Raw genomic sequence first — 25,729 nt, forward strand, 5'->3', positions numbered from 1 at the left:
GCAGGTTTCGTTGATTTGTTCTGAACTATGAAATATATAAAGGCATAAATCTAATTGTATATCTTTATCTTAGGTATAATGAAAAGTTATGAGTGTGTGATGAACTTATCTCAGTTAAGGGCCTTTAACGTTGTCGCGCGCGAAGGAAGTTTGACGAAGGCTGCAGAACATCTGTCCATAAGCCAGCCAGCGGTAACAGCGCATATCAGGGCATTAGAGGAGAGATACGAACTTAGCCTTTTCCGCCGAAACAGCCGCGGCGTGACCTTGACCGAAGTTGGCGAGGATCTCTTAAAAATTTCAGCTCAAATCTTTGCACTTGAAAGCGAGGCAGCAGAGCTTTTGGGCGCGACAAAGGAACTGCGTCGCGGTACATGTCGGATAGCTGCGGGAAGTCCATATTTCATCGTACCAATTATTGCTGCCTTTCAGGAGAGATACCCGGAAGTGCATATCGGTTTGAATATTGGAAATTCGCAAAAAGTAACCGCAGATCTCTTGGCCGAAAAAGTTGATATTGCTTTGCAGACAGGGTGGGAAGAAAATCCGTTGGTTGAAGCAATCCCTTTCTATCTGCATCGCGTAGTGGTTTTCTGTTGCCATACTCATCCTTGGGCGCAATCGGATAAGAAACAAATCAAGCTTTCTGAGTTAAATACGGAGAAAATGATTTGGCGTGAACCCCAATCAATAACGCGTCAGGTTTTTGAAAAAGCCTGTCAGGAAAAATCACTCGATATTAAACCCACCATGGAAATCGCAAGCCGGGAAAGCCTTTTCGAGGCAGTTGCTGCGGGTTTAGGCATTGGGATAGTATCGTCCCATGAGTTGCCGAAAGATCAACGTGTCCACATTTTAAAGGTCGTAGATGCTGATTTGGAAACCACAGAGTATCTCCTGACCCTTAAACGCCGAAGAGAGCTCCGGATTGTTAAAGCTTTTCATGAAATCGCGGAGAGGTTTCGAAGTGGCTTGTGAATAACTAAGATATAATCCTCAGTGATGTCGGTTTATCGTGATGTTGTTATTAAGCGCGTTTGCGTTTATAGAAATATCTTTGTCGCCTTAAAATTGAACTTAGGCTTTGTTCGTTAGAGAAATTCTCAATGAAATTTTACATACTAATTATCTTCACACTGATTATGTCTTCAGGCCAAATGCTTTTTAAAAAGGCATCTCTGGATATTAACTGGGATGAAGGTATCTATGGTCTTGTTAACCCATGGCTAATCGCGGCTGTTGCTCTTTATGCCGCTGCGACATTACTTTGGGTTTGGATTTTACGGAGCGTGCCGCTAAGTTTTGCTTATTCTTTTTCTGCCTTGGCCTTTGTTATCGTCCCTGTTGCCGCGTCTTTTCTTTTTAAGGAAAGTATAGGGTGGCAGAATATTCTTGGCACAATTTTGATTGTCTTAGGGATTTCTATTATTTCTCTGAAAGAGATTTAGGTTGTTAAATTATGACAGAAAAGACAAAAAAAAATTCTATTGCTGTTGTAATCCCCTGTTATCAGGTTCGGGATCATATCGAAGGGGTTCTTGACGCAATTCCTGCTGAAGTTGATGGTATTTTTTGCGTTGATGATGCCTGCCCTGATAAATCGGGAGATTTCATTGAAGAGATTTCTAAAGGAAAAAAAGTAACTGTTCTTAGGCATCGCAATAATAAAGGGGTTGGCGGTGCTATGATTACCGGGTTCGATGCCGCATCCAGGGCTGGGTATGATATAGCGGTAAAGATAGATGGTGATGGTCAGATGGACCCCCAGCTTCTTTGTAAATTTGTCGATCCGATCACTTCCGGTGAAGCGGATTACACAAAAGGGAACCGTTTTTGGGATAGTAGAAGTGTCGCCGAGATGCCTAAAGTTCGTCTTTTTGGAAATGCGATACTTGGATTTATGACAAAATTTTCATCTGGGTATTGGCGGGTTATGGACCCTACAAATGGGTTTTTGGCTATTCATTTGTCCGTTTTTGACCTTTTGGATGCATCTAAGATTGCCCCGAGTTATTTTTTTGAAAGTGATATGCTTTTTCGACTAAATCTAGTGCGTGCAGTTGTTCAAGATATTCCGATGCAAGCAAAATATGGGGATGAAGTTTCTAACTTGAAGATCCACAAAATTTTACTGCCTTTTCTTTTAGGGCATGGAAAGAACGCTTTTAAGCGGTTCGTTTATAACTATTTTTTACGTGATTTTAGTCTTGCGTCATTGGAATTTGTTCTCGGGCCAATATTGATTTGTTTCGGTTCTTTTTTTGGGGCTTGGCATTGGTATTTGTCTGTGGTTGAAGGGCAGCCAGCAACATCAGGACAGGTCATGCTTGCGGCATTGCCAATGATTGTCGGTTTACAATTAATTCTGTCAGCACTTAATTTTGATATTAATAATGAACCTAGAGTTCCTGTTCATCGTTTTATTAAGCGAAGTTCTAGAGATTTTTAACCTTACATCTAATTAATTATGGTGAAATATTTAATGTTTTCATTGTCTAAGAAAACCAATTTATATCTCCTGCCTTTATGTTTTTGTATTTTGGGACTTTTTATTCAAGCATGGCTTGTTGGTTTTCAAGAGCCTGTTTTTGACGCTTTAAGTTATGCAGATCGCGCAACAAGCTTTTCTTTTATTCCTGCAAAAGAAACTCAAGGATCTGGAATTATTTTTGCTCCATTGTATCCTGGGTTTCTTCACTTCATGATGTCAATTGACTCTGGGGTTGAGCAAGCAATGCTTTGTTATGTCGAGCGTCAGGGAGGGTGTGATGTTACCGGGTTGGCTTCTGTCTATGCTGTACAGACGATACTGATAGCTTTGGTCGTGTATTTTTGCTACTTGGCCTGTTATTTTTTCACAAAACGTTTCTGGTTGTCTTTATCAGCGATGATGTTGGTTCTTTTCGCAGGGCGTATGTCAGAATACTCAACCTGGTTAATTACAGAATCGTGGGCTTTTTTTGGTTTTATAAGTTTTGCGGTGTGTTTGGCCTATGCCCTTAAGGTTAAAGATAATTTATGTGTTTTTCTGTTGATGGGAACCGGACTCTCTATTGCTGTCTTAACACGTCCATCATATCTGTACTTGGTGTATTTTCTTATTCTGGTCATCCCTCTTTATTGGCTTCTAATCAAAAAAGAAGGGCTAAAAGAGGCTGTGTTTAAGGCAGGTGCTTTTTTGTTGCCATTTATCTTGTTTGTCCTTCCTTGGATGCTCCGTAACTACTCTTATCATGGCGTATTTGGGGTTAGTGCTGGGTATGGGCCTTATATCCTCTCAGAGAGAGTGGCATACAATATGATGAGTTGGGCAGAATATGCTGTTAGCTTTATTTATTGGTTGCCTGATTTTGGTGATTCTCTTAGTAAGAATCTATTCCCTGTTGAGCTTTATCAAAAACTGGATTTTGGCCATTCTGAGGGTTATTACAGGTATGGTAACTCTGTTATGAGGTCTGAAATCTATGAGCAGGCCACTAGCGAAAAAGCACGTATTAGCCTCTTGCTTAATGGTTACATTCTACCCGATATTGTGAAACATATTATGGTAACATTTTCACTCTCGTTACGAGGAATGTGGGTGGCAAAGTACTTTGGTTTGATTGGCGTATTTGCCTTAATACCAGGGTTTATACAGCTGAAAAAAATAGCTGGTACAGCGCCAATATTATTTTTTGCATTCCCGTTTTTCTTTATGGTCGGATTTAATGCATTCGTTTCTGTTAGTATCCCAAGGTACAATGTTCCACTAGTTATGATCTATTCAATTGCGATTGTTTTGACAGGGTACGCGCTCTGGAAGTTAGTACGGCCCCGTTTAGTATCTGTTGGATTTAATAAAAACTAAGCAGGTGGTTAGCTGAGCTTTTCAAACCGTTTTAAAAAGCCCTCTTTCGCTTTTTGTGGAGGGATGCCAGTGATGCGGATATTTGGCATCGCCCTGAGTTTACCAAATATCTTGCTGGCTTCCTTGTCGCTAAATCCAGCCAGCTGTGTGGCTTCGAGGTACGCCGCCATACGGTCTGCACGTTTAATCAGCGTGTTGATTGTGTCTGGTAAATTGGCGGGCAGTCCAAAGCGGACGTGAATTGCTTGCATCAATCTGTTTTCCAGATCTTTGTAGCCACTGCCAATTGCATATTTAAAAGGGGTAATCAAGTCGCCGATGACGTATTCTGGTGCGTCGTGAAGGAGGGCCGCCAAGCGAATCTCGGGTTTAGTATCCGGCTTAAGCAGAGTGACAATTTCTTCGACTAGAAGGGAATGTTCCGCAATTGTATAGCCCCATTCGCCAATTGTTTGGCCATTCCAGCGGACTTCGCGTGATAGGCCAAGCGCGATATCTTCTATTTCTATGTCGAGGGGGGATGGGTCGAGGAGGTCTAGTCTTCGTCCACTCAACATACGCTGCCATGCGCGAGGGGCGGGTATAGGTTTTTCTTTTTTGTGTGTACTCATAAATCAGGTCTGTTTCTCGTTATGAGCCACAGACCTGATTGGGTAAATCGTCTGCAGCGGGTTAGCGTCTGCGGGCCATCGTTGGAATGACGAGGCGTTCAATCCAGTTTTTAACTTCGGCTTGGCGAATGTCGGCGTTCATGATGTCATGATCAATACCAAGCAACCACCATAGATCTTTTCTGCTGGGATCTTGATGAAGTGCTTCGAGCATGTCCACAAATTTCTGGGCATCTTCAAGGTTTGTAAAAAAGCCTTTATCTACTAGCTTTTGTTTGCGGCAATAACAAAGTCGTGCCATTTCATGAAGGTCATATTCCGGGTGGTATTGAACGGACCAGAATACACCGCCCTTATGGGTTACAGATACGGCTTGAACTGATGTCCAATCGTTAGAAGCCAATATCTGACCATTGGGGGGCAGGTGAGTGATTTCGTCATCATGACTAATAAAAGCATCAAAGACAGATTTTTTGCCCTCGAAAAGGGGATGGGCACGGCCTTCGGGTGTTAGAGAGATTTTTCGAGCAAAACCCATTTCCCTGTCTTTGGGGTTAACTGCGCAGGCACCACCCGCGGCGACGACAGAGATTTGTGCTGCCCAGCAGCTACCAAAACTTGGGACTTGTGCTTCATAGGCAGCTTTCGCAAATTCAATCTGCGGAACAACTTTGGGATCATCAGAGTGAACGGTTAAGCTTGACCCTGTCCAGGCAATGCCATCGTATTGCTCTAGACTTGCGCCCATAGGAAGGGTTGCCCCGGGATCGGCGGGGTAAACGATGTCACACTCCGCGTCTGGGCTTTGCGTTTTCAGCATCTTGACGTAAAGATCGCCCGCAGTAGACGCGCCACCTTCTTTTAGACCATCACGCCCTTCTTTGGCATAGCCATCGACGACGAGGAAACGTGGATTTTTAGACATGTCGTCTTTCTCCGGTTTGATAGAGGTATTATTTACTTATTATTTGTTGGCATCCGCGAGATCATCAATTGCAGTTGGTAAATCTGCGTAGCTGTCGACAATAGCGTCGGCTGTCGTGTGAGCTTTGTCAGCATCGCGGGTTGCGGTGAATAGTATGGCTTTCATTCCCAATGCATGCGGGCCTTTGATGTCGTTGTGGTCACGGTCACCTATATGCAACATTTCTTCGACCTTCACGCCGAGTTGCTCTGCGGCAGTATCAAACATGCTACGGTGCGGTTTGGAATGACCGACTTCATCAGAAAAGGCAAAGCCGCTGAAGTACTGTTTAAGATCATAATCTTCGAGAATTTGTCGAAGGCCTGTTCCCGGTGTGACAATGGCATCGGAAACAATACAGAGTTTATAACGGCTTGAAAGATCAGCTAAAGCCGCCTTCACGCCGTCGATTGCATTTGGGGGAATATTGACCTCCATATCGCCTGTCTCTTTGACAACGCGATCAAAAAGGTCTTTTGGAAGGCTGCGATCCAGACCATTTAAAATAGCGCGAATGCGCTGTTCGACGGTCCAGTTTATAAAGAGTTCTTTCCAGACAACATTGAAAGAAGCATCCGCGACATCGTATGCAAGTGTCACTGCATCCATCTCGATAGGTTCGACTTCGTTCAGGGCTTTCCATACAATGTGGCGACGTTCTTCTTTTTTGCTTCTTAAACCCTGGGCAGCGCGCTTGGGTTCGTCTGAATCGTCATCAACGATTGTATCCCATAGGTCAAAGGTGATGGCCTTGATCATTGTGGGCTTCCTCTTTCAATTAAGTGCGTGGTTTCGAACGCATCGTTAGTAAGGTGTTTGTGTCATTTTTGACTTATGGTCGAGATCATAAAATGGAAAATTATTTTGGACAAGATAAAAGTGGGATAAAAGTGACTATTGGTTGTTTTATGTGGGTTATTTGCGAATAATTTGTCATGCATAGAGGATTGGACTGTGAGAAAAAAGGTTTTTGTGGTGCTTAGTGGTCTGATTCTGTGCGAAAGTAACTCGTCTTTTATTGGTTCTTGTTGATTTAGGAGGGGAGCTTTAGTTTGTATTTAGCCTTAATACTGGTCGCTTGAGGGGGGCAGGTGCTTTCCTCACAGATGCTTTACCGCCAACTATGGTTTGATGTTTGTGCTATAGCTGTTAAAAGCCCTTTGGAATGCTGTTTGGGTATCATTTGTCGAATATACTGGATGGGGCTTACACTAAGTTGATGGAAAAGAAGACGTTGAACAGGAAAGTATGCGTAGCCCCGATGCTCGATTGGACTGATCGACATGAACGGTCTTTTTTGCGTATGATTTCGCAGCATACCGTCCTTTATACGGAAATGGTGACAACGGGTGCCTTGCTTCACGGTAAAGATCCAGAACGGTTTTTACAGTTTGATGAAAAAGAACATCCGATAGCGTTGCAGCTTGGCGGCAGTGACCCTGAAGCGATCAAAACGTGCGCTTTGAAAGCGGCAGAATTTGGGTACGATGAGGTCAATCTTAATGTCGGATGCCCAAGTGATCGTGTCCAGAAAGGGCGATTTGGCGCTTGCTTGATGGCAGAGCCAGATTTGGTTGCAGAATGCGTTTCTGCCATGGCTGCATCCGGATTATTTGCAACGGTTAAAACACGTATCGGCATTGATGATCAGGATTCATATGAGTTTTTGCACGCGCTTGTATCTAAAGTGAAAAACGCAGGCTGCAAAACATTGATTGTTCATGCACGTAAAGCGTGGCTAGAAGGATTGAGCCCGAAACAGAACAGGGAAATTCCGCCTTTGAGGTATGATGTCGTGTATCGGGTTAAACAGGACTTCCCGGATCTGGAGATCATCCTTAATGGCGGTGTGCAAACACTTGAGCAGATTGAGGGCCATCTGGAAAAAGTTGATGGCGTGATGATTGGTCGGGAAGCCTATCAAAATCCTTATATCTTAGCAGAAGTCGATCAGAAGTTTTATGGTGGAATTAAGATCAAAGAGCGTGGTGAAATTGTCGATCAACTCTGCGATTATGCAGCCGTGCAGGTGGCCGAAGGGGTGCCTGTAAAATCAATAACGCGGCATGTCCTCGGGCTTTTTAATGGGTTGCCAGGGGCGCGGGCTTGGCGACGGAGCTTAAGCCAGAATGCATTTAAACCGGGTTCTGATGAGGGTGTTATTCGACGGGCTTATGAAGACTTCTTATTGTCGGGACAGACCCGTGATGTTGCTTGATATGGTTTTCTGGCTTGCAGTGATGTAGGATTGTTCTGGCAAATTGATAAGGGAAGGGGACTTTTTGTGACTGAAACTATTGCTAAGTATCTTACACTGGGAATGTTTATGTGGGGGATAAGTCTTTCTCCTGCACTGTCTAGCCAAGTTGATTGTTCAAGACCTGTTGACCAAAGTCCGTTAGTGAAAAAAATTATTTATTTTGAGGTTGGTCAATCGGGCCTTTCGAAGGAGGCTCAAAAAAAGATAGATGATCTTTTTGATGTTGTTGATGGTCATCCTTCACTAAAGATTTGTGCAATTGGTCAGGCAGATAAACAGGGCGATCCCGAAGCGAATAAAAAGCTCTCTCTTAAACGCGCGCAGAGCGCCAAGAATTACCTGATAGAAAAAGGCATCCCCAATAAAAGAATTGAAACGGTTTTCCGCGGTGAAGCCTATGGAAGTTTTTCTTTGTGGGGGACGGGTGATAAAGCAGATGAAGATCGTCGAGTAGAGGTCATTGCTTATAGCGAATGACGTTGATTTATTTTGCCTTTGTTTGAAGCTCTGGGCGCGTCACGTTTTATTCGGAAGGCCTAAGTAGGAAGAATTAATTGTCGGCTAAATATCAGGGTGGCCACATCCTCTTATATCACGGTGTTTTCGAAAGTATTCCGACGGGGCTGGAGAGCAGGTTACATAATGTCTGTCCAGATGAGTTCAGGCGACAGATAAAGTGGCTGCGTAATCAGTTTGAAATTGTTTCTTTAGATGACTTTGTTAACGCGCAAGACAGGCGTGGCCTAGCAACAATTACCTTTGATGATGCCTATGCCGATTTATTTAACCATGCGATCCCATGGTTGATTGAAGAAAAATTACCATCCACAGTTTTCCTCAATAGTAATCTTGTCGGTGGCCGTATTTTTTGGCGGGATAAGGTGCGTTTTATTCTGTCGCGTCAACTTGAAAAAGATTTTTTGATCTTCTTTGAAAAGGAAGAATGGGCGAAACAAATAAGAGCAGAACGATTTTACAAGGATAGTAAAAGGCCAGGATTAAGTAGTAAGCGTGTAGATCAGGCGTTGGATGTTTTTTTTGCTGCGCAGCAGCTGGACGGGCTGTTAAACTCTTTTACAAAAGTAATCGCTGGTGAATCAGAACTAGTAAATGACGCTCTGGTTTGCTATGGAAACCACAGTGCTTCTCATTACGTTTTATCTTCTTTACCGCCAGAACAACAATGCGAAGAAATCAGATCGTGCCAAACGTGGCTTAGAGAGAGAGAGTATTTTTGTACATCTTCATTTGCAGCTCCTTTTGGGGGGACAAATGATATAGATGAAAGTACTTTTCTCTTTGCAAAGAAAGCAGGTTGTACCGCTGTACTGATGAGCAGACAGGCCGTGAATAAAGTGGTGCAGAAAGATACTGTGACAGCACTCCCTATATTTGAACGGTATATGGCACCACCGACGTTGGAAGAGTTAGTACACCTGTCTCGTGAACTGGATCAGATTGTATAGGGGCTTTATCTATTAAGTGAGATTATCGGTCACTTCGGAAGCTTCTGCAGGATCTCACCAGCTACGTCATTAATTTCCTGTCCGCGATCTTTTACATATGCGGCTGCTTTTTGTGCCAGCTTCTGCTGGAAAGACTTATCACTTAAAAGCACTTCTAGTTGTTCGGTGATGTCTTCTGGCTCTGATAGCTTAACGACGGCATGATTATCAAGCATCTCATTGCAAATTTCTTCAAAATTTTGCATCTCTGGTCCACAGATAATCGCGCAGTTTTGCCTCGCAGGTTCTAAGAGGTTTTGTCCACCTTTACGTAATAGAGAACCGCCGATAATAACAACAGGCGATAGTGCATAAAAAAGGCCGAGTTCACCCAAGGTGTCAGCCAGATATATTGAGGTGTCTTCTGTTATGCCTGTGCCTTCACTTCTGAGGCTAACGGTCAGGTCTTTTCCTTGAAACTCATTGAGAATTTCGGGGCCTCGTTCCGGGTGTCTAGGGGCAATAATGCAAAGAAGATTGGGGAATTTTGATCTAAGCTTTTCGTGGGTCTCTGCAAGAAACGCTTCTTCACCTCGATGTGTCGAGCTTGCGAACCAAACGGGACGCGCGCCTATGGATGAAGATAGCTCTTCAAAATGATCTTGATTGTATGTCAGAGGGGCTGCTGCAAACTTTAAGTTACTTTGTTTCTTGACGTGGGGAGCTCCTAATTCTGAAAACCGTCGTGCGTCTGTAGAAGATTGGGCCAGAATCAGGTCAAATTGTTTGAGAAGATCCCGAATGAAAAATGATGCTCTTGTCCATGATTTAGCTGATTTTTGTGACATTCTACCATTAAGAAGAATCAGGGGGATACCATGAGATTTCGTTCGAAAAATCATATTGGGCCATAGTTCTGATTCAATAATTAAGGCAATATCCGGACGCCAGTTTTTTAAAAAACGTTCAATAGAAAGCGGTAGGTCAAGGGGCACAAACTGATGCATCGCGTATGCTGGAAGCCGTTCTTCCATCAGTCGCGCAGATGTGGCTGTTCCTGTTGTTACAAGGAATTTCAAATCGGGTTGTAATTTGTGAAAAGTTTCGAGTAAGGGTAACATCGACAGAGACTCTCCAACCGATGCCCCGTGTATCCACATCAACTTTTCTTTAGGTTTCGCCAAAGAGGCGTGGCCAAGTTTTTCTGTGTAGCGTGTCGGATGCTCTTTACCGCGGGTTATGCGTTTTGTCAGATGATATTTGACAAGCGGTGTCATAACTGTCGAAACAGAAGAATATAAACCCATAGCTATTTTTGTGCGGAGTGTTGTCATGCACGATGCCCTAACTCAGGTTTAATGTCTTAAGCTGGGTTTTTATTATCTTCTGCTCGTCGTAGAGTGCAAGCGCGCGCTCCCGGCTGGCAGAACCCATTGATTCGCGAAGCTTCGGACTGTTTACTAGCTTGCAGAGCGCGTCCGATAGCTTGGCGGGTTCATTTACTGGCACTAATATGCCGGTTTTCCCATCATCAACTTCTTCTCTTGATCCGCGAATATTTGTTGCCACCACAGGAAGGCCAGTCATCATTGCCTCTATGATCGATCTGGGCATACCCTCACGATGGGATGGAAGGGTGAAGATATCTGCAGCACGCATGATTTGGTTCACGTCATCCCGGTAGCCTAAAAAACGAATGCGTTTTTTTAGTTTCTCATCTGATTTGGCCTGATCCATGGCATCGTCAATGTTGCTAGCATGATCACTTTCAAGTCGGTCACCGACAATCCAGAGGGTTGCGTTGACTTTTTTCATCGCCTCAATCAGTTCAACATAACCTTTTTCCCGGACCAAACGACCAACCATCAGGATAACAGTCTCTTCATCCCTAGCACCAAGTTCTGTTCTAAGGGCTTTTCTGTATGATTTTGGGGCCGCGGGGTAAAACTTGTTTACATCGATACCATTGCCGATGGCGATAATTGTTCCATTCTTACACAGCTTGTGTTTCTTGGCTGTTTCTGCATCTTCCTGTGCTTGTGTGAACAATGTGTCGGTAAAACGGCCAGCCAACCATTCCAGCCCAATGAAGACATTTTTTTTCATCGTTGGCATGTTTTCATGAAAATAAAAACCGTGCGCGGTATAGGCTATTCGAGGAACACCAGCTGCACGGGCTGCAAAGCGAGCTATGAGGGATGCTACTGGTGTGTGTGTGTGAACCAGATCAAAGTTTTCGTTTTTGAAAAAACGAGTCAGATTCTTGAATGATTTTGTGTGTGAGAGCAAATTGAGCGATCGCTCAATTTCTATGGTTTCGACCCTAAAGCCTTCCGCGCGAATTTTTTCAACCAATGGGCCATCGCTGCAGACACCGACAACTTCGTGGCCTGCATCTCGCATTCCCTTCATAAGGGGAAGAAGCATGTGGTAAAGCGAGAAATCGACAGCGCAAATTTGGCAGATTTTCATTCGGTTCCTGCTTATTAATTTCTGAGATAATAGATCCCGGACTAGGGCATCATATAGTTGTCGGGCTCGTACGGAAATGGATTAGTGTAATTATTTCCAAAATTGAGTATCTGACATACCGACTTATTTTAACTGGTGCAATGGTTGAGGGTACTAATTTTGCAAGCTTTTCTTCTTGGGCATTTATAAAAAATTGTTATGTACGACGAGGAATCCTTTAAATTGACACTTTTGCAGGTTTATAAAGACTTACTTAGTTAGGGTGTCTTTTGATCGTCTTACGGGTTTTTGCCATTTAAGATTGTATTGGCAGCTTACTGTATTCCAATATTCTACGGAAGAATTTGCCAGATTTCGTAGAGCAAGGAGCGGTGGTTACTTTGTTTTCGGGCAACTTTTATTGTTTAGGCTTTGTTAATTATGGCATTGTCTAGGCGTTGACCACAAAATAAACACAAGCCTTGCAGGGTTTGTGTCGATAAGGGATAGGCAGCGTTCGCGCTACGAGACAATTATGTTGGGATGTCATCTAGGAATGTACAGGATCGGAGGTTCACTTCGTTATCCATTTTTCTTTGTAACGGCACTTCTTTTAGCTGGATGTAGTAATTTTCCAGGAAAAGACGGGTTCTTTGCAAACAAAAATACTGCGAGCGATACACAGATGCCTGCTGAACCTCAGATTGCTGCGCGCGGCAGTAAAAGGCACGAACCGCAAGTGGTTGCCGAGCTAGAAGTGCCGAAGCCAAACTGGAAGCCGGAAAAAATACCGGATAGACCAGTGCCTTCAGAAAACCTGTTGGCATTGCAAACAGATAGAGATCTCTCTGACAAATCATTATTGGTTACGCCGGAAATTAGCGTCCTACTTGGCATGTCTTTTATTCAGGTTCGTGAAAAATTGGGACAACCCGTATGGATAAGGGACGTCTATCCGGCACGTGTTTGGGGATATGATATCGAAAGCTGTAGTTTACAGATTTTTTTCTATCCGAAACTGGACCAGGCTGGTGATTACAGAGTTCTGGCCTATGAAAGCGGTCTTAATGGTGATGGGTTATCAAAGGTTACGTCGCTCAAAGCCGATGATGAAAAATCGGCTGGTAGCAAGTCCCCTTTGAAGCCGGGTACAATCAGCGAAGAAGATCATGCTGTCGTTCAGGCTTGTTTTCAGAAGATAATGGAAGAAACCAGATCATTAAAAAAAGATGGGGCTGACAATTTGGTGCCTGATTCATGAGGCAGATTGATATCAGCAGAGAAATTTATTTAATGAATTTATGATGTGTGTGACACACTCAAAAGTAATGGAAGTGAAGGCAGGAGATAAAAATGATGGCAGCGACGACGATAGTTGAGACAGCAAGTCCGCGCGTTATTTTGGTTGATGACGACGATCTTTTCCGGGAATCATTGGGATTAAACCTATCTGAAGAGGGATTTAATGTCATTGACTTCGATAACGGTGCTGATGTTCTGAGTTACTTATTAAATGAACCGTCACTTGATCCCATTCTTCTGGATTGGCGTATGCCTGGGTTGGATGGTCTCGCCGTTTTGAGGCGTTTGCGCGAAGCAAGAATGAATAATCCGGTTATTTTCCTCACGATGTTAAGTGATGAAATCTATGAAGAAGCAGCACTTCGTTGGGGCGCGGTTGATTTTATCGATAAATCCAGACGTTTGCCGATCATATTACAGCGTTTGCGATTAATTGCCGAAGGCACAAAGGGGAGTTCATCCTCTCAGGAAGAAGGAAAGGATTCCGGGAACCCATTATCTTCGCGTATCGGTGATCTTGAAATTCGCGAAGACATCATGCGGGCCTATTGGAAAGGTGAACAGCTGGACCTGACGCTAACTGAATTTGCGATTGTTTGTTTCTTGGCAACGGGAATTGGTAACGACGTAAGTTATCGTCAGATATACGATCTTGTGCATGGTAAAGATTTTGTCGCGGGGTATGGTACCGATGGCTACAAGGCTAATGTCCGTTCTTTTATTAAGCGCATACGTAAAAAATTCCGGGAAATAGATGATAGCTTTGAGCATATTGAAAACTATCCCGGTTTTGGTTATCGCTGGCGGAATGATGGTCCGTCAGGTACGGCTTAACTGGTTCGAAGGTTAAATCGTGAAGCACCAAGGCGTGATTATAAACGAAAGCGAACAGAAAGTGCGGCGGTCTGGGGTGAGCCGGGCTGCACATTCCCTGTTTGCGAAATTCGTTATCATGCTTCTGGTGTTTCTTGCTGTTCCGGCCTTATTGTATCAAGAGTTTCGGCAGGCAGATCTTGACCGACAAAATATCGTTCTGACCGCAGTGCGTGAACAAGGGCGGCTTATGGCCGAGAGCTTACGGCCTATGCTGGAAAGCGCCAACCCTTCGATTCTGTTGGATTTACCTGAAGAAATCGAACGTATAGCAACCAAGGGAAATGGCATAAAAGTTTTGTTCCGTCCTGCTGGGGAAGAGGGCGTGCAAGGGGTCTTTTTTGTTGCTTCGGAACCACGCCTCTCGGCAGATGAATTGCGTAAAGAGCGTGAAACGCTGGTTGCTCAGGGTGTCTTTGATAATTTGACGGCCAGCTGTTTGATTGAACGGCCAATGGCGATAAGGCACCTACGGCCCAGTGGTATCGAAGAACTATTGACCTCTATGACAGCGATTAGGACCGATGCCGGATGTTGGGCGGTTATCGCGACGCAATCGGCAGAGGTTTTTCTGGGCTCTTCCATTGGACAACCTTATTGGAAGACACTGGAAGTTCAGATTGCAGCCGCAATTTATTTAGGTATGGCGCTTATTCTTACCATTCTTGTTTTTACCGTTTGGCGTGATTTGATGCGCTTTAGAGATCTTGCTCGTGGAATCCGCGAAGGTAGTGTCGATAAAAGCAGCTTTATGATGAGCAACAAGGTACCTGAACTGGAACCTGTTGCACATGAATTCGATCGGATGACCCATACTTTGCGCGAGTCATCTGATTCTATCCGACGTGCGGCCGAAGACAATGCACATGCTTTTAAGACACCATTGGCGATTATCAGACAAGCGCTTGAGCCCTTGAACAAGACGGTAGAAATAGAAAACAAAAGAGGACGCCGTGCCCTGCAGGTTGTTGAAGAAGCTCTGGATCGCCTGGAAAACCTGGTTTCCACTGCGCGACACCTTGAACATACGTCTGCTGAACTTCTGAATCCGCCCAGAGAAAACATTGATCTTTCCGCACTTCTTCTACGGATGCTTGAGGCTTATAATGTGAGCTTCTCTCAGCAAGGGGTTATCCTGCAAAGCTCAATAGATCATGAAATTTCGGTGCTTGCCGGCGAAGATATGCTGGAAACCATCCTTGAGAATATTATCGATAATGCACTTGAGGTTTCCCCTCGCGGTACGACGGTCACAGTTGATTTGATTAACGGCAAGAAAACGGCTGAACTGGCTGTGCGTGACCGTGGGCCGGGCGTACCTGAAAGTGAGATTGAGCGTATTTTTGAGAGATATGTTTCTTATCGACCGAAAAAAACAGGTCATGATTCTAACAGTGATACAGAGCAGATTAAGGGAGGAAGTTCCTCTCATCACATGGGGATCGGTCTTTGGATCGTCCGTAGAAACGTTGAAGCGATTGGCGGTTATGTTCGGGCTGAAAATCGCCAAGATGGCGGTCTCTCTATTATTGTTTCTCTTCCGCAAAGCGGTGAATAAATAAAGCACCTTCCGAACAAATGTTGCGGCTACTAAGTCGCTTGCTCTATGGATTTTGCCTCACCAGACGTTGCCCCAATGGAATTTGCAAGGGCTGGGTAATATCTGAATAAGGTTAACCCGCGCGTTGCCATATACAGCATCATCGACAACCATAATCCGTGATTTCCCCACATAGGTACTAGAAACCATGCACTGATCAGAAAGATGAGCAGTGATTGTATCATGGCATTCCGTAAAGCAACCGTTCGTGTTGTTCCGATAAATATGCCGTCAAACTGAAATCCTGCCACGCTTATCAGTGGCATAAGTATGGGCCAGTAAATGAACTCTGTGGCGGTTGATCTGACGCTTGATATGTCGGTGAATAAACCGACAATTAACGGCCCAAACAGATAAAAGGTGATAACGAATAGAATGGATGTCAGGAAAGCCATGGCGCTGCTGGCCTTAACTGCGTTTCTGAATTCAATGTTATCGTTTCGCCCTTTTGCGTGCCCGGTTGTGATTTCAGCGGCATGGGCGAAGCCATCTAAGCCATATGCTGAAAAATAGAGGAACTGCATTAACACGGCATTGGCCGCGAGGATCTCATCCCCCATGCCTGCGCCTAATTTTGTGAAATATGCAAACGCAAATATAAGACATAGCGTACGAATAAAGATATCCCGGTTTACGGTGAACAAGGCAAAAATATGAGAACGAAGCCAAACATTCTGCCAGTCAATTTTGTAGGTGAAGAAATTGGACTTCTGTAGAATGATCCACAAACCTACAGTGAAGCCGACACCTTCTGCGATCACTGTTGCTAGCGCGACACCCTCTACCCCCCAGTCAAGTTGTACGACAAAAAACAAATCCAACAGAATGTTCACAGAATTTATTATGACTTGAAGGATAAATGTTAATTTTGGCTCCCCCTTACCAATAAGCCAGCCAATAATGACGTAGTTAGACAGGGCAATAGGCGCACTCCATATCCGTATGGTGCTGTACTGAAAGGCTAGGTTCTGAACCTCTTCACTGCCATCGATCAACGTGATGCACAATTGTAACAGAGGTGTTTGCAAGGCGATGAGGAGGAGCCCAAATAATAACGCAAGGAGTATGGGGCGCAGAAAGGACGCCTGCTGCTCCGGGAAGTTTTGAGCCCCAAAGGCCTGAGATGTAAAACCGACCGTCCCCATTTTCAAAAAGCCAAATCCCCAAAAGAGAAAGCTGAAAATTGTTCCCCCTACGGCCACGCCGCCGATATAAGCAGGGTCTGGTAAATGACCCATAACAGCGGTGTCGACAGCACCCAGTAGGGGGACTGTCAAATTTGATAGAATTAGCGGAACCGCTAAGGCCAGAATGTGTGTGTAATGGGAAGGCAGCTTGGTCAAGAGTTCAGTACTTTGATGTGGAGAGAACGGGATAAAGGAATTGACTTATATCCCATGCTCTATCGTTATCGTACTTTTATTTTAGGCCAAGACAAATTAGTGCATTCAAATATGAGTATTTGAATGGCGGGTTCCCAGACAAATTTTAGACAATCAGGAATGTAATCTGCGCCGGTATTTTGATCCCCGGCGTGTGGTTGCTGCCAGCCGTGATCTTGGAAACTCAGCTGTTTGCTTCAGAAACATAATAGTTTTTGCAGAGCTGTTGTTTGTCTGATCAACAATGTCTTCATAGTGTGACAATAACTGGATGGCTGCTAAAGCAGGGTCGATCTCATTTGGGAGACTCAAAACCCAAGCGAGAATAATGTCTTCGGGTGGCGTGCTGGTTTCTTCATCCATCATAAGCATCTGATGAATGATAGATTTAGGATCATTTGTGGAATTAGAAGGAACTGTCGCAGAAGCGAAAGATAGTGTAGAGGCGTGACTCGTCATTGCATTTTCTCCTCCGGTGCACCCCGCCCGGGTTAATGGTTGATAAATGCGATGGCAGGTCTCCTGGCTCGTGGATCAACGATATCTATCCGTCCTTCCCAGCCTTATCTAGGCCAGTGGGTCATAAGATAATATCTCATCACTTACAGTTGCGGGGGCAGCTTTGGAGTCAGTCTTACAGACTTCACCAAATTCCCTTTTCATCCCATAGGGGGAACCTCGCGATTTAAAGTAAAGCTACTTTACTGGAATGGGGTATGTCAATTGATTGAATTTGGTGTTCCTGTCGCCATTAAGTTTGGCAGGATTTCTATGAATTGGTTTCAAATTTTTTAAAAAGAATCCTCGTGGCTATTGAGCGCCCGATTATTTTTGTTGTAACGGGTTTTTGCGAAGCACTTTCCACATTTTCTGTTAGGGCAAGCTTTTCTGATGAGGGTGCTGCCGAGGTTGTTTTTTTACGCGAACTCGTTTTGGGAAGGTTACCGCCGAGTGTCGGCGTCGATCCTGTTGGCTTCAAATGGGACACTTCAACGCCGCCAGGATTTCTAGCGTGATTTTTTTCGGATTGAGTATTTTTCTTTTGTTGTCGAGCAATCTTTTCTTGAGCTCGTTTTTCAAGAGATGCGAGGCGAAGTTCTTTATTTATACGGTGTTTTTCGTCGCGCCAGGCGGTTAATACCTTGCGGCGATAAGGTGTGCTGTATTTCTGGTTGTAAGAATGATACCTGCCAACAGCTGATGTCCATGACGGGGATTTTCCGCGCAGTTCAACAAGAAACTTGGCCGCGTAGGCAATGTTTGTGGGGGGATCGAAAGCGGCCTCCAATGATTTGAAAGCTTTGGCATGGTGGTACAAATTAACCTGCATGCAGCCGACGTCGATATTCTTGACTCCTTTAGCCTTGAGTTTTTTTACCTCAGCAATCGCGGCTTGTTTGGTCGGAAGATATCGTCCTTTCCCTTCAGCCATAACAGTCCAGGGCCATGCCACTCGGCTACCTTTTTCTTTGTCCCATTTGCCCGATTCAACCAAAGAAATAGCACGTAACAAATGCAGGGGAATTCTTTTTTTGATCTCTGTTTCTGTAATGATATCGGCACAAATATCGCTATTGTTTTTCGCACTCAAGGATTGAGCAAAAGCGTTGGTTGATAGAAGGATACCAACAGCCAAGGCTAGATAGTATAGCGGATTACTTGGCATGATCTTTTGCTCCTTTCCTTGTTTTATTCAATTTGTCTGGTGATCGTTTGCTTTATGCAATTTTCGCCAGGTTCGTTTTTAGTCAGTTTGAATGGGCAGCATTCTCGGTAGAATCTCCCAACGTTCATTTGGAAATTTACGTGTTATGCGATTGATAAATTTACCGACATTCTCTTCTTTCAGGGCCAAAATTTTAACGGGCTCTTGGTTCTTGCGAATTAGAAAGTCCTGACGTCTCTCATGATCGGACATTTTCTCCTCCAGTTTTTATTCCTCTTGGAATTATAATAAGCAATTCTGAGGCCAGTTATGTTTTGACAGGTTGGACCTGACCCAAGTTCATCGCTTGGAAGTGGGGAAACTACTATTTTTCAGGATGAGATAAACTCTGTTATCGGAATTGTATGATATATAACAGTATCTTGGATGGTTCATGGTTGTTCTTGGCCGTGGGGCAAAGTCTTTATTTTTTTAGTGGAGGTCCAGTTCATAAATATATGCTTAACCATACTAACTTACAGAGCGGCAATATTTACCTGAACATTTTTACCTTTGCAGGTATGGCCTTAAGCTACTTTAGAGCTACTGTTATTTGAAAGGTTTCCCGCTTTCAGCGTTGGGATGAAAAATAACAAGTTCTAATAATCAAGTTCGTTCTGTTTGATCGAGCCGACAGCAATAATAAGATCGTCCATTAATGAGGCGATATCATCAAATTCTTGCCTGCGTTCAATCTTCTCTTCGTCCATGTATAGGGTACGGGATATCTCTATCTGAAGACAGTTAATACCCAGAGCAGGTTCGCCATAATGCTGGGTGATGAACCCACCGGGGTAGGGATTGTTATTAAGAACGCGGTATGAATTCTGTTCCAGAATATCCTCAACGGTTTTTGTGATAATTCTTGATCCGGCTTTGCCGAAGCGATCGCCCAGAACAAAATGAACGGATGATGGGCGTGAACTGATTGCATTGGCCTGTGTTGTCAGTTTGGGCATGGAATGGCAATCAATCAGAATGCAGTACCCAAATTTGCGCTTTGTCGCATCCACGAGCTGACGGAGTACCTTATGATAAGGCCAGTAAAATCGTTCTATACGTTCTTTCGCCTCGGCAAAGGTCAGTTTGTCTTTGTAAATTTGTGTTTCGCTGGTGACGTTGCGGGCAATGGTTCCCAATCCAACGGCAACGCGGGGCGAGTTTGTATTTACATAACTGGGTAGCTCATCTTCGAACATATGTGGGTCAAGTTCAAAGGGTTCTCTATTTGCGTCTACGAAAGCACGCGGGAAAAGTGCACAAAGTAACGGCGCCCCGAGTTTAGGGGCGTTTTGAAATAGTTCGTCAACAAAAGAGTCTTCCGAGCGGCGCAGGTTATGAATATCCAGCCTAGAGCCTTCTACAAAAGCTTCCGGATAGTGGTTCCCGCTGTGAGGTGAAGACAAAACGACTGGCAAAGTATGCTGTTTTGGAAGGTGCAAACGATAGGATTCTGTTTCTCTGGTCGAGCCTTGTTCGTCATTCGTAATTCTATTGTTTTGCGGTGTCGAATTTTTGTCACCCATTTCATTCACATCATAGGTCATGATATCGTCGTCAATAGTCCAATGAATAACATGGTTGAAGATTTATTGGTGTGACGGATCGTTCTCATAACGCTCTTTTGATTGTGGGCTGTGAAATGATGTATAAGCTTATACCTATTCTTGATGCTATGATAATGAAGTGTCGAGCATTTTTTTGAACTTTATTCGATTGATTTACCGTTTCTGATGGCTGACATTCTTCTTGCAGAAGATGACGATAACCTACGTTATTACCTGTGCCGCGCATTGGAGCGGGCGGGGCATAATGTAATTTCGGCCTCGAATGGGCAAGAAGCAGAAGAAACATTATCTTTTCATCGGTTTGATTTGGTTTTGACTGATGTTGTCATGCCGGAAAAAGGGGGGGTGGCGCTAGCTAAAATCGCCCGTTACCATCAGCCAGAGATCAAGATTATGTTTATTACAGGTTTTTCTGGAATTTTGATGGAGGAAAAAGACCCTTCATTCAAAAGTGATATTGTTTTGTCCAAGCCATTTCATCTCAGAGATTTGATTGATGAAGTAAATAAAGTGGTTTTGTGAGTGAAAACTTTTGCGAAAGGGCTTGTCAAACATTTGGCAGTTTGATACTTCCCTGTCTCACCGAATATTGCGTATTTATCAAACGATTTTTCGGGTATAGGGCGTATAGCTCAGCGGGAGAGCACTTCGTTGACATCGAAGGGGTCACTGGTTCAATCCCAGTTACGCCCACCATGAAAACCTCAAGGGAAACCTTGGGGTTTTCTTTTGCCTGCTTCTTAAGAGAGCTATTTAAATAACAAAGTTATAGCAGAGAAAACGAGGATAATAGACAGACCATGTTTATATCTTTGGTCTTCAATTTTGCCAATTAGCTTCCTACCTGCCAAAGCTGACAATATGGCGATCATTATCAAGGCTATACCAATAGGATAATGTTCTGGTCGCAGAATGTTATTACTGGAATAGCTGATTAGCTTTATAAGGTTTACCCCTAGGGCGGTCGCCGCCATAACACCGATAAAAGACTGTTTTTCAAATCCCATGCGATCCAGCGCTAACGCTTTGATGGGATTTCCACTGCTAAGTAATCCTGAGATATATCCATAAAAAGCAGCAACGATCAGGGCGATAGATGTTCTTTGTGGAAGGGATAATTTAAGACCAAGAGCGCTAATAATAACGCTTAGGATGATAAAACCAGCGAGAAGAGGCCGCAGAGGTTCCGGATCAATAGAAGAGAGCGTCTCTGCTCCTAGCCAGGAAAAGGGAATGCTTCCGATAGCTATAGTTGCTGAAAGCCGCCAGTTTATATGCTGACGGTACAGGATTGTTTTTGTGAAGGTCGAGGCCATGAACAGGATCGTTGTCAGGGCAATGCAGTCTTTGATGGGAATAAATAGTGAGCCGATGGAAAGGGCAATGAAGCCGCTTCCTAGTCCAAAGACGGCTGATACTAAAGAGCCAGCAAGGGCGATGATAAGAAAGAGATAAAGTTCCATCAGAGAAGTCGTTGTTTGTTTCTCATACCTTATTAGGGGAATGTGCTTGGAAATGCATCGGGTATTTCGTGTTGTATTACGCAGGCTGAAAATAATTGCCGTTGAAATTTAATTTCAAAAAAATTGCTTTTGTTCGGTAGAGGCTTGTTATTATAGAGTTTATTTTTAAATAGAAATAAATCTCAAATTTTATCTAAATTATTGTTTCTTTATAATGGGTTAGCGTTAATCTTTTTTTAATTGTAACTTGGTAGAAGTGCATGGTGAGCTAATTAAATTTTAGTGGAACGAGCGATGGCATCAAAAGAGGTGCAGGTAATCGCACGGGGCTCAAATCATTAGGGTGAGCTAGTAATGACATCTTTTTCAGCGCCAATAATAAGACTTGTGAAGCTTGCTCTGCATATCAAGCAGGTGGTTGGTGCATGCTATGCCTGTGAAAAGGGGTCTATATTTGTAAATTTTGGTGTGGTTGTTGTGCCGCTCATTGCCATGGTTGGTTTGGGGGTAGATGTCGGGCGCGGTTATGTGGTCAAAGCGCGTTTAAGCCAAGCTCTGGATGCGTCAGCATTGGCTGCTGCACCTTACGCAGACAACGTTGTTAAGCTACAAGCTGAATTTACCAAGTACTTTGATGCCAATTTTCCAAGTGATTTTATGAATGTTGATATTACGCTGGCAACACCTATCATTAGTGACAATGGCACCAAAGTGACGGTCTCAGCATCTGCTGTTCTGAATACAACATTAATGAGTGTTCTGGGTGAAGAGACAATGTCTGTGGCAGCCAGTTCAGAGGTCACGCGGCTTATTACGCCTTTGGATGTGGTGGTTTCCATTGACACAACAGGATCAATGGGAAGTTCCGACGGGTCTGGTACCCGGTTGAGCTCGGCTAAGGATGCCGCTGAAATCCTTGTTAATAAGTTATTTGGCAATGAGACCGAGAGTGAGAACCTTCAGGTTGGATTGGTGCCTTGGTCTGCTGCTGTGAATGTAGCAGAACGTGGCGTGAGCTACGATTCTGCTTTGAACACATTTACGGGTGGGTACTGGTATACCAATAACTCTCCCGTTCCATTTATCTCAGAGCCTGACAGTGACTGGCGTGGTTGTGCCTATGCCCGCTATACAGATAACAGCAACGACGATGATGCTGATCACCTTTTATATGATGCTGATGTTGGGGGGGTGACCTGGGAAGCTTGGGAACCAATGCCCCGCAGGGTTGTGAACCCCAGTAATGGTTATTTGTATACTGTCCGCTGTCCTGCGTGGGGTATTTCAAAGCTATCCGGAACAAAAAGTCATGCGATAGCTGCTATTGATGAACTGTCTAGCCCCACAGGCACAACGACAATTGCTCAAGGTCTGGTCTGGGCGTGGCGCGCCTTGATGCCGGGTGAACCTTATAACCAAGCAAGCACAAAAAGTAATCTTCGTCGTGCGATTGTGATTATGACTGACGGTCTGAATACCAGTTCATACCGCGATGCATACAAGGGGGATCTTAATGTATCCGAGATGGATGATCGATTGTCAGCCGTTGCTGCACAGATAAAGGCAACGGGGGTTGATATATATGTGGTCGAATATCACGTTGAAACTAACCTGATGAAAAGTGTCGCGAGTGCTACCACCGCACCCTATTATTTCAAGGCTGATAGTGCCGCTGAGCTGGAAAAAGCTTTTGAAAAAATTGGCACTGAACTATCTGAACTCAGAATATCAAAATGACCCTTATTCGATCTCTTTTTGGGAAATGCCGCTTTAAAAAATTCAGGAGGTGTGACAAGGGCGCAGTTGCTTTGGAATATGCCCTTGGGTTGCCCATTTTCCTGACGCTTGTTTTGGGCGTCTTTGATCTGGGAGGGGTGTATTTTGCAACAATCCTGTTAGAGGGCGGATTACGAGAAGCTGCACGATACGGCGTTACTGGTAATTTAGAACCTGGCGTGACCAAAGAAGAAAAGATACTTGAAACTATCAACATTCATGGCGCTGGTTTTGTTCAGGTGAAAGCGGACGAGCTCACAACCCTAGTTTATGAAGATTTTGACGCGATTGGTGATCCGGAACCTTATGTGGATGCCAATGGTAATAATGCTTATGATGGTGGAGAAATTTTTACTGATTTGAATTGTAATGGGGCTTGGGATTCAGATGCTGGGTTCGACGGCGCAGGAAACGGGTCAGAGGTTGTTCTCTACACTGTTGTTCATGAAACCCAATTGATTACGGGGTATGTCGCTAACTTAATTGGTGAAAACGGCAAGGTTAAATTACGTGCAAGCGTCGCGGTCAGAAACGAGCCCTATGGCGGAGGTGCATCGTGTTGATGTCCTTACGATCAACGTTACTGAATAGTCGTTGCGTTTTTTTTCGATGCTTCAAATTCTTCCGGCGCTTCAAAAAATGTGACGGGGGGGTCGCGCTTGTTGAGCTCGCCCTTATCCTCCCCATTTTATTGTTGATTTTATCCGGCGCCATTGAAATGAGCCGTTATATCTGGATACAGCATAAAGTGCTGAGACTTACTGCGGAAATCAGTGACTTGGTGACGCAGTCCAGAAATATGTCCGCGACTGAGATGGATGTGATTTTTACTGCCGCAGACTATATTATCCATCCATTTGATTTGGGGGCAAACGGAATTATTATCGTTTCCTCTGTCAGCGGAACAGGGGCAAACCCACCTGAGGTGAATTGGAAGCAGTGTGGGGCAGGGAACTTGGCTGTTTCCGGGTCTGTGGGACTTACCGGGACAACAGCAACTGTACCGAACGGGCTGATTGTTGATCCATTGGACAACATTATCATCGCAGAAGTTTTCTATGATTATGAACCGTTGATTTTCGATAATATCGTAGACAGTACTCAGATAACGCGGACTGCTATTCATACACCTCGGATATCGGCTTTGATATCAATTCAACGTGAACCTGGACAAACAGACGGTTGCCCATAATCCAGAAATATTGTTATTAATGTTTACATAAATATTTATTGTAATAATGAATTTCATATAAAGAACGATGCGTGAGCTAATCACGTCAAAAAAACATCTTTGGGGGACGGCCACGAATACGGTGGTTAAATAAGAGATGAGGGTGTTCGCGTTTGTGGTTAAAGTATAAGTACGTTAGTCTTCTGGGCATGAGGAGCGCTGCTTAGATGGCAAAATCAGCCAACACACAGGTCATGAAGGGCCAGATATCATTATTTGATAGGTTGAAGGCTTGGTGGTTTGGGTATGAATTACGTATCGTGCCAAAAGCGCCACCCATGCCTGCCATAAAAGAACATGACGTTCGTGCAGATAGTCATGAGTGGGAAAATTTACGTATTCAGCTTATTCAAGATGTATGGGGGGAAGGAAACGCTACCCCCGGTGATGAAGAATATATTGAAGAACTTATTAAGCCTTTCGGTTTAGACCCATCCAAAAACGTTTTGGATATTGGTGCTGGACTTGGTGGTGTTGGCCGGACAATGTCCGATAAGTTTGGTGTTTGGGTGACCTGCATGGAACGCGAACACGAAATGGTCGAAGCCGGGATGGAAATCTCGACTATGGCAGGGATGGCAAAAAAAGCACCCGTTCTTGCCTTTGATCCTGAGCAGTTTGAGTTCAAGCCAAAGTCTTTTGACTGCATCTTTTCGAAAGAATCTCTCTATACAATTCAAAATAAAGAACAATTTTTTAAAGACACTTGTCGTGCACTGAAAGATGGCGGGCAGTTTCTTTTTACTGATTTTATCGTAGATGATGAACCCGACGAAGAAATCTTGAAGTCCTGGAAGGATGGTGAAGGAAGCGGTCTTCAGGTCTGGACAAAGCTTCAATATGAACAAGGCTTTACGGCGGGTAATGTGCAAAGCCGAATTTTTGAAGATATGACAGACCGTTATCTTGAAATGGTCAAACGCGGTTGGGCTGATTACTTGAGCCAGATGAAAGAAAACGGAGCTGACAGGAAAATGGAAGAAGTCTTGGTCAGCGAAATGGAGCTGTGGGCACGACGTACGCATGCGTTGGAATCGGGTACCATAAGGCTCTATCGTTTTCTCGCAATTAGACAATCCCAAACGCAAATGCTGTCTGATTGGTAAAGAATCCAAAAAAAGAGTCTCTTTTCTCTTTTGTTTATCTGAAAAGTTGCGTATAGAAGCGCTCAGTTTTCACACTGCTTGATCAGGCGGTTGACATCTATGAAGTCCTTACATATTGTCCGGGCTTCTCGACAGCCCGATCAGC

The 25,729-nt window shown here is 44.1% G+C and carries 26 protein-coding genes, 1 tRNA gene and 1 riboswitch; of the genes, 16 read left to right on the forward strand and 11 right to left on the reverse strand.

What is annotated here, in order from left to right:
- Positions 1 to 99: 99 nt before the first annotated feature.
- The 4 genes from ACN0QW_RS02015 (at position 100) to ACN0QW_RS02030 (ending at position 3,847) form a co-directional block, all read left to right on the forward strand.
- Entirely contained in the window at positions 100 to 978 is an 879-nt protein-coding gene (locus ACN0QW_RS02015; protein WP_417428319.1) for a LysR substrate-binding domain-containing protein, read from the forward strand.
- Between the two features lie 92 nt (positions 979 to 1,070).
- On the forward strand, positions 1,071 to 1,448 hold the full coding sequence (locus ACN0QW_RS02020; protein ID WP_417428717.1) for an EamA family transporter: 378 nt from the start codon (positions 1,071 to 1,073) through the stop codon (positions 1,446 to 1,448).
- Between the two features lie 11 nt (positions 1,449 to 1,459).
- The gene (locus ACN0QW_RS02025) at positions 1,460 to 2,449 is read left to right on the forward strand and encodes a glycosyltransferase family 2 protein (protein WP_417428321.1); all 990 of its coding nucleotides are present in this window, start codon (positions 1,460 to 1,462) and stop codon (positions 2,447 to 2,449) included.
- Between the two features lie 33 nt (positions 2,450 to 2,482).
- Positions 2,483 to 3,847, forward strand: coding sequence for a hypothetical protein (locus ACN0QW_RS02030; RefSeq protein WP_417428323.1), 1,365 nt, complete (start codon positions 2,483 to 2,485; stop codon positions 3,845 to 3,847).
- 8 nt (positions 3,848 to 3,855) lie between these two features.
- Here the strand turns inward: ACN0QW_RS02030 and ACN0QW_RS02035 are convergent, their stop codons facing one another.
- From ACN0QW_RS02035 to ACN0QW_RS02045, 3 genes are all read right to left on the reverse strand, one after another.
- A complete protein-coding gene (locus ACN0QW_RS02035) occupies positions 3,856 to 4,458 on the reverse strand; it encodes a YfbR-like 5'-deoxynucleotidase (RefSeq protein WP_417428325.1) in 603 nt (200 codons plus the stop codon).
- A 61-nt stretch (positions 4,459 to 4,519) separates the two neighbouring features.
- Positions 4,520 to 5,383, reverse strand: coding sequence for a type 1 glutamine amidotransferase (locus tag ACN0QW_RS02040; RefSeq protein WP_417428327.1), 864 nt, complete (start codon positions 5,381 to 5,383; stop codon positions 4,520 to 4,522).
- A gap of 39 nt (positions 5,384 to 5,422) precedes the next feature.
- Positions 5,423 to 6,181 carry an HAD family hydrolase gene (locus ACN0QW_RS02045; RefSeq protein ID WP_417428329.1) on the reverse strand — a complete coding sequence of 253 codons (759 nt, stop codon included), beginning with the start codon at positions 6,179 to 6,181 and terminating at the stop codon, positions 5,423 to 5,425.
- A 460-nt stretch (positions 6,182 to 6,641) separates the two neighbouring features.
- Between ACN0QW_RS02045 and dusA the strand changes: the two genes are divergently transcribed.
- From dusA to ACN0QW_RS02060, 3 genes are all read left to right on the forward strand, one after another.
- Entirely contained in the window at positions 6,642 to 7,640 is a 999-nt protein-coding gene (gene dusA / locus ACN0QW_RS02050) for a tRNA dihydrouridine(20/20a) synthase DusA (RefSeq protein ID WP_417428719.1), read from the forward strand.
- Between the two features lie 66 nt (positions 7,641 to 7,706).
- The gene (locus ACN0QW_RS02055) at positions 7,707 to 8,159 is read left to right on the forward strand and encodes an OmpA family protein (protein ID WP_417428331.1); all 453 of its coding nucleotides are present in this window, start codon (positions 7,707 to 7,709) and stop codon (positions 8,157 to 8,159) included.
- A 77-nt stretch (positions 8,160 to 8,236) separates the two neighbouring features.
- A complete protein-coding gene (locus tag ACN0QW_RS02060) occupies positions 8,237 to 9,148 on the forward strand; it encodes a polysaccharide deacetylase family protein (RefSeq protein ID WP_417428333.1) in 912 nt (303 codons plus the stop codon).
- A gap of 29 nt (positions 9,149 to 9,177) precedes the next feature.
- Here ACN0QW_RS02060 and ACN0QW_RS02065 read toward each other — a convergent pair whose 3' ends face one another.
- Together ACN0QW_RS02065 and ACN0QW_RS02070 are read right to left on the reverse strand one after the other, a co-directional pair.
- Positions 9,178 to 10,461 carry a 3-deoxy-D-manno-octulosonic acid transferase gene (locus tag ACN0QW_RS02065; RefSeq protein WP_417428335.1) on the reverse strand — a complete coding sequence of 428 codons (1,284 nt, stop codon included), beginning with the start codon at positions 10,459 to 10,461 and terminating at the stop codon, positions 9,178 to 9,180.
- A gap of 10 nt (positions 10,462 to 10,471) precedes the next feature.
- Positions 10,472 to 11,599, reverse strand: coding sequence for a glycosyltransferase family 4 protein (locus tag ACN0QW_RS02070; RefSeq protein WP_417428337.1), 1,128 nt, complete (start codon positions 11,597 to 11,599; stop codon positions 10,472 to 10,474).
- A gap of 535 nt (positions 11,600 to 12,134) precedes the next feature.
- Between ACN0QW_RS02070 and ACN0QW_RS02075 the strand changes: the two genes are divergently transcribed.
- The 3 genes from ACN0QW_RS02075 (at position 12,135) to ACN0QW_RS02085 (ending at position 15,311) form a co-directional block, all read left to right on the forward strand.
- Positions 12,135 to 12,839, forward strand: a complete 705-nt coding sequence (locus ACN0QW_RS02075) for a hypothetical protein (protein WP_417428339.1) — start codon at positions 12,135 to 12,137, stop codon at positions 12,837 to 12,839.
- A gap of 92 nt (positions 12,840 to 12,931) precedes the next feature.
- Positions 12,932 to 13,714 (forward strand): response regulator transcription factor, encoded by a 783-nt coding sequence (locus ACN0QW_RS02080; RefSeq protein ID WP_299373438.1) that lies wholly within the window; start codon positions 12,932 to 12,934, stop codon positions 13,712 to 13,714.
- Between the two features lie 19 nt (positions 13,715 to 13,733).
- Positions 13,734 to 15,311: a sensor histidine kinase gene (locus ACN0QW_RS02085; protein ID WP_417428342.1), complete on the forward strand. Its 1,578-nt coding sequence runs from the start codon at positions 13,734 to 13,736 to the stop codon at positions 15,309 to 15,311.
- 32 nt (positions 15,312 to 15,343) lie between these two features.
- On the opposite strand, the gene ACN0QW_RS02090 is transcribed toward ACN0QW_RS02085, so the two are convergent.
- The 5 genes from ACN0QW_RS02090 to ACN0QW_RS02110 form a co-directional block, all read right to left on the reverse strand.
- Positions 15,344 to 16,696, reverse strand: coding sequence for an MATE family efflux transporter (locus ACN0QW_RS02090; RefSeq protein ID WP_417428344.1), 1,353 nt, complete (start codon positions 16,694 to 16,696; stop codon positions 15,344 to 15,346).
- A gap of 153 nt (positions 16,697 to 16,849) precedes the next feature.
- Positions 16,850 to 17,194: a hypothetical protein gene (locus ACN0QW_RS02095; protein ID WP_417428345.1), complete on the reverse strand. Its 345-nt coding sequence runs from the start codon at positions 17,192 to 17,194 to the stop codon at positions 16,850 to 16,852.
- A gap of 35 nt (positions 17,195 to 17,229) precedes the next feature.
- Positions 17,230 to 17,430: riboswitch (cobalamin riboswitch) on the reverse strand.
- A 74-nt stretch (positions 17,431 to 17,504) separates the two neighbouring features.
- A complete protein-coding gene (locus tag ACN0QW_RS02100) occupies positions 17,505 to 18,401 on the reverse strand; it encodes a transglycosylase SLT domain-containing protein (protein ID WP_417428347.1) in 897 nt (298 codons plus the stop codon).
- Positions 18,402 to 18,479: 78 nt separating this feature from the next.
- Positions 18,480 to 18,653, reverse strand: coding sequence for a hypothetical protein (locus tag ACN0QW_RS02105; RefSeq protein WP_417428349.1), 174 nt, complete (start codon positions 18,651 to 18,653; stop codon positions 18,480 to 18,482).
- Positions 18,654 to 19,039: 386 nt separating this feature from the next.
- Entirely contained in the window at positions 19,040 to 19,987 is a 948-nt protein-coding gene (locus ACN0QW_RS02110; RefSeq protein WP_417428351.1) for an N-formylglutamate amidohydrolase, read from the reverse strand.
- 186 nt (positions 19,988 to 20,173) lie between these two features.
- Here ACN0QW_RS02110 and ACN0QW_RS02115 point away from each other — a divergent pair, with 186 nt between their 5' ends.
- A complete protein-coding gene (locus ACN0QW_RS02115; protein ID WP_417428353.1) occupies positions 20,174 to 20,530 on the forward strand; it encodes a response regulator in 357 nt (118 codons plus the stop codon).
- A gap of 99 nt (positions 20,531 to 20,629) precedes the next feature.
- Positions 20,630 to 20,704: transfer RNA gene (locus ACN0QW_RS02120), tRNA-Val, on the forward strand.
- Positions 20,705 to 20,757: 53 nt separating this feature from the next.
- On the opposite strand, the gene ACN0QW_RS02125 is transcribed toward ACN0QW_RS02120, so the two are convergent.
- On the reverse strand, positions 20,758 to 21,471 hold the full coding sequence (locus ACN0QW_RS02125) for a sulfite exporter TauE/SafE family protein (protein WP_417428355.1): 714 nt from the start codon (positions 21,469 to 21,471) through the stop codon (positions 20,758 to 20,760).
- A 354-nt stretch (positions 21,472 to 21,825) separates the two neighbouring features.
- On the opposite strand from ACN0QW_RS02125, the gene ACN0QW_RS02130 reads away from it, so the two are divergent.
- From ACN0QW_RS02130 to ACN0QW_RS02145, 4 genes are all read left to right on the forward strand, one after another.
- On the forward strand, positions 21,826 to 23,208 hold the full coding sequence (locus tag ACN0QW_RS02130) for a pilus assembly protein TadG-related protein (RefSeq protein WP_417428357.1): 1,383 nt from the start codon (positions 21,826 to 21,828) through the stop codon (positions 23,206 to 23,208).
- Entirely contained in the window at positions 23,205 to 23,810 is a 606-nt protein-coding gene (locus ACN0QW_RS02135) for a TadE/TadG family type IV pilus assembly protein (RefSeq protein WP_417428359.1), read from the forward strand. Before ACN0QW_RS02130 ends, ACN0QW_RS02135 begins: the two co-directional genes overlap by 4 nt.
- Positions 23,810 to 24,439 carry a TadE/TadG family type IV pilus assembly protein gene (locus ACN0QW_RS02140; protein ID WP_417428361.1) on the forward strand — a complete coding sequence of 210 codons (630 nt, stop codon included), beginning with the start codon at positions 23,810 to 23,812 and terminating at the stop codon, positions 24,437 to 24,439. Before ACN0QW_RS02135 ends, ACN0QW_RS02140 begins: the two co-directional genes overlap by 1 nt.
- A 206-nt stretch (positions 24,440 to 24,645) precedes the next feature.
- A complete protein-coding gene (locus ACN0QW_RS02145) occupies positions 24,646 to 25,584 on the forward strand; it encodes a class I SAM-dependent methyltransferase (RefSeq protein WP_417428363.1) in 939 nt (312 codons plus the stop codon).
- Positions 25,585 to 25,729 lie beyond the last annotated feature (145 nt).

The organism is Kiloniella sp., from assembly GCF_048259265.1.
Classification (GTDB): domain Bacteria; phylum Pseudomonadota; class Alphaproteobacteria; order Kiloniellales; family Kiloniellaceae; genus Kiloniella.

Bases quoted from the DNA above. Each gene is read 5' to 3' on its own strand.
- ACN0QW_RS02015 (WP_417428319.1), top strand. From the start codon at position 100: ATGAACTTATCTCAGTTAAGGGCCTTTAACGTTGTCGCGCGCGAAGGA.
- ACN0QW_RS02025 (WP_417428321.1), top strand. From the start codon at position 1,460: ATGACAGAAAAGACAAAAAAAAATTCTATTGCTGTTGTAATCCCCTGT.
- ACN0QW_RS02030 (WP_417428323.1), top strand. From the start codon at position 2,483: ATGTTTTCATTGTCTAAGAAAACCAATTTATATCTCCTGCCTTTATGT.
- ACN0QW_RS02035 (WP_417428325.1), bottom strand. From the start codon at position 4,458: ATGAGTACACACAAAAAAGAAAAACCTATACCCGCCCCTCGCGCATGG.
- ACN0QW_RS02040 (WP_417428327.1), bottom strand. From the start codon at position 5,383: ATGTCTAAAAATCCACGTTTCCTCGTCGTCGATGGCTATGCCAAAGAA.
- ACN0QW_RS02045 (WP_417428329.1), bottom strand. From the start codon at position 6,181: ATGATCAAGGCCATCACCTTTGACCTATGGGATACAATCGTTGATGAC.
- dusA (WP_417428719.1), top strand. From the start codon at position 6,642: ATGGAAAAGAAGACGTTGAACAGGAAAGTATGCGTAGCCCCGATGCTC.
- ACN0QW_RS02065 (WP_417428335.1), bottom strand. From the start codon at position 10,461: ATGACAACACTCCGCACAAAAATAGCTATGGGTTTATATTCTTCTGTT.
- ACN0QW_RS02070 (WP_417428337.1), bottom strand. From the start codon at position 11,599: ATGAAAATCTGCCAAATTTGCGCTGTCGATTTCTCGCTTTACCACATG.
- ACN0QW_RS02075 (WP_417428339.1), top strand. From the start codon at position 12,135: ATGTACAGGATCGGAGGTTCACTTCGTTATCCATTTTTCTTTGTAACG.
- ACN0QW_RS02080 (WP_299373438.1), top strand. From the start codon at position 12,932: ATGATGGCAGCGACGACGATAGTTGAGACAGCAAGTCCGCGCGTTATT.
- ACN0QW_RS02095 (WP_417428345.1), bottom strand. From the start codon at position 17,194: ATGACGAGTCACGCCTCTACACTATCTTTCGCTTCTGCGACAGTTCCT.
- ACN0QW_RS02100 (WP_417428347.1), bottom strand. From the start codon at position 18,401: ATGCCAAGTAATCCGCTATACTATCTAGCCTTGGCTGTTGGTATCCTT.
- ACN0QW_RS02105 (WP_417428349.1), bottom strand. From the start codon at position 18,653: ATGTCCGATCATGAGAGACGTCAGGACTTTCTAATTCGCAAGAACCAA.
- ACN0QW_RS02110 (WP_417428351.1), bottom strand. From the start codon at position 19,987: ATGACCTATGATGTGAATGAAATGGGTGACAAAAATTCGACACCGCAA.
- ACN0QW_RS02115 (WP_417428353.1), top strand. From the start codon at position 20,174: ATGGCTGACATTCTTCTTGCAGAAGATGACGATAACCTACGTTATTAC.
- ACN0QW_RS02125 (WP_417428355.1), bottom strand. From the start codon at position 21,471: ATGGAACTTTATCTCTTTCTTATCATCGCCCTTGCTGGCTCTTTAGTA.
- ACN0QW_RS02130 (WP_417428357.1), top strand. From the start codon at position 21,826: ATGACATCTTTTTCAGCGCCAATAATAAGACTTGTGAAGCTTGCTCTG.
- ACN0QW_RS02135 (WP_417428359.1), top strand. From the start codon at position 23,205: ATGACCCTTATTCGATCTCTTTTTGGGAAATGCCGCTTTAAAAAATTC.
- ACN0QW_RS02140 (WP_417428361.1), top strand. From the start codon at position 23,810: ATGTCCTTACGATCAACGTTACTGAATAGTCGTTGCGTTTTTTTTCGA.
- ACN0QW_RS02145 (WP_417428363.1), top strand. From the start codon at position 24,646: ATGGCAAAATCAGCCAACACACAGGTCATGAAGGGCCAGATATCATTA.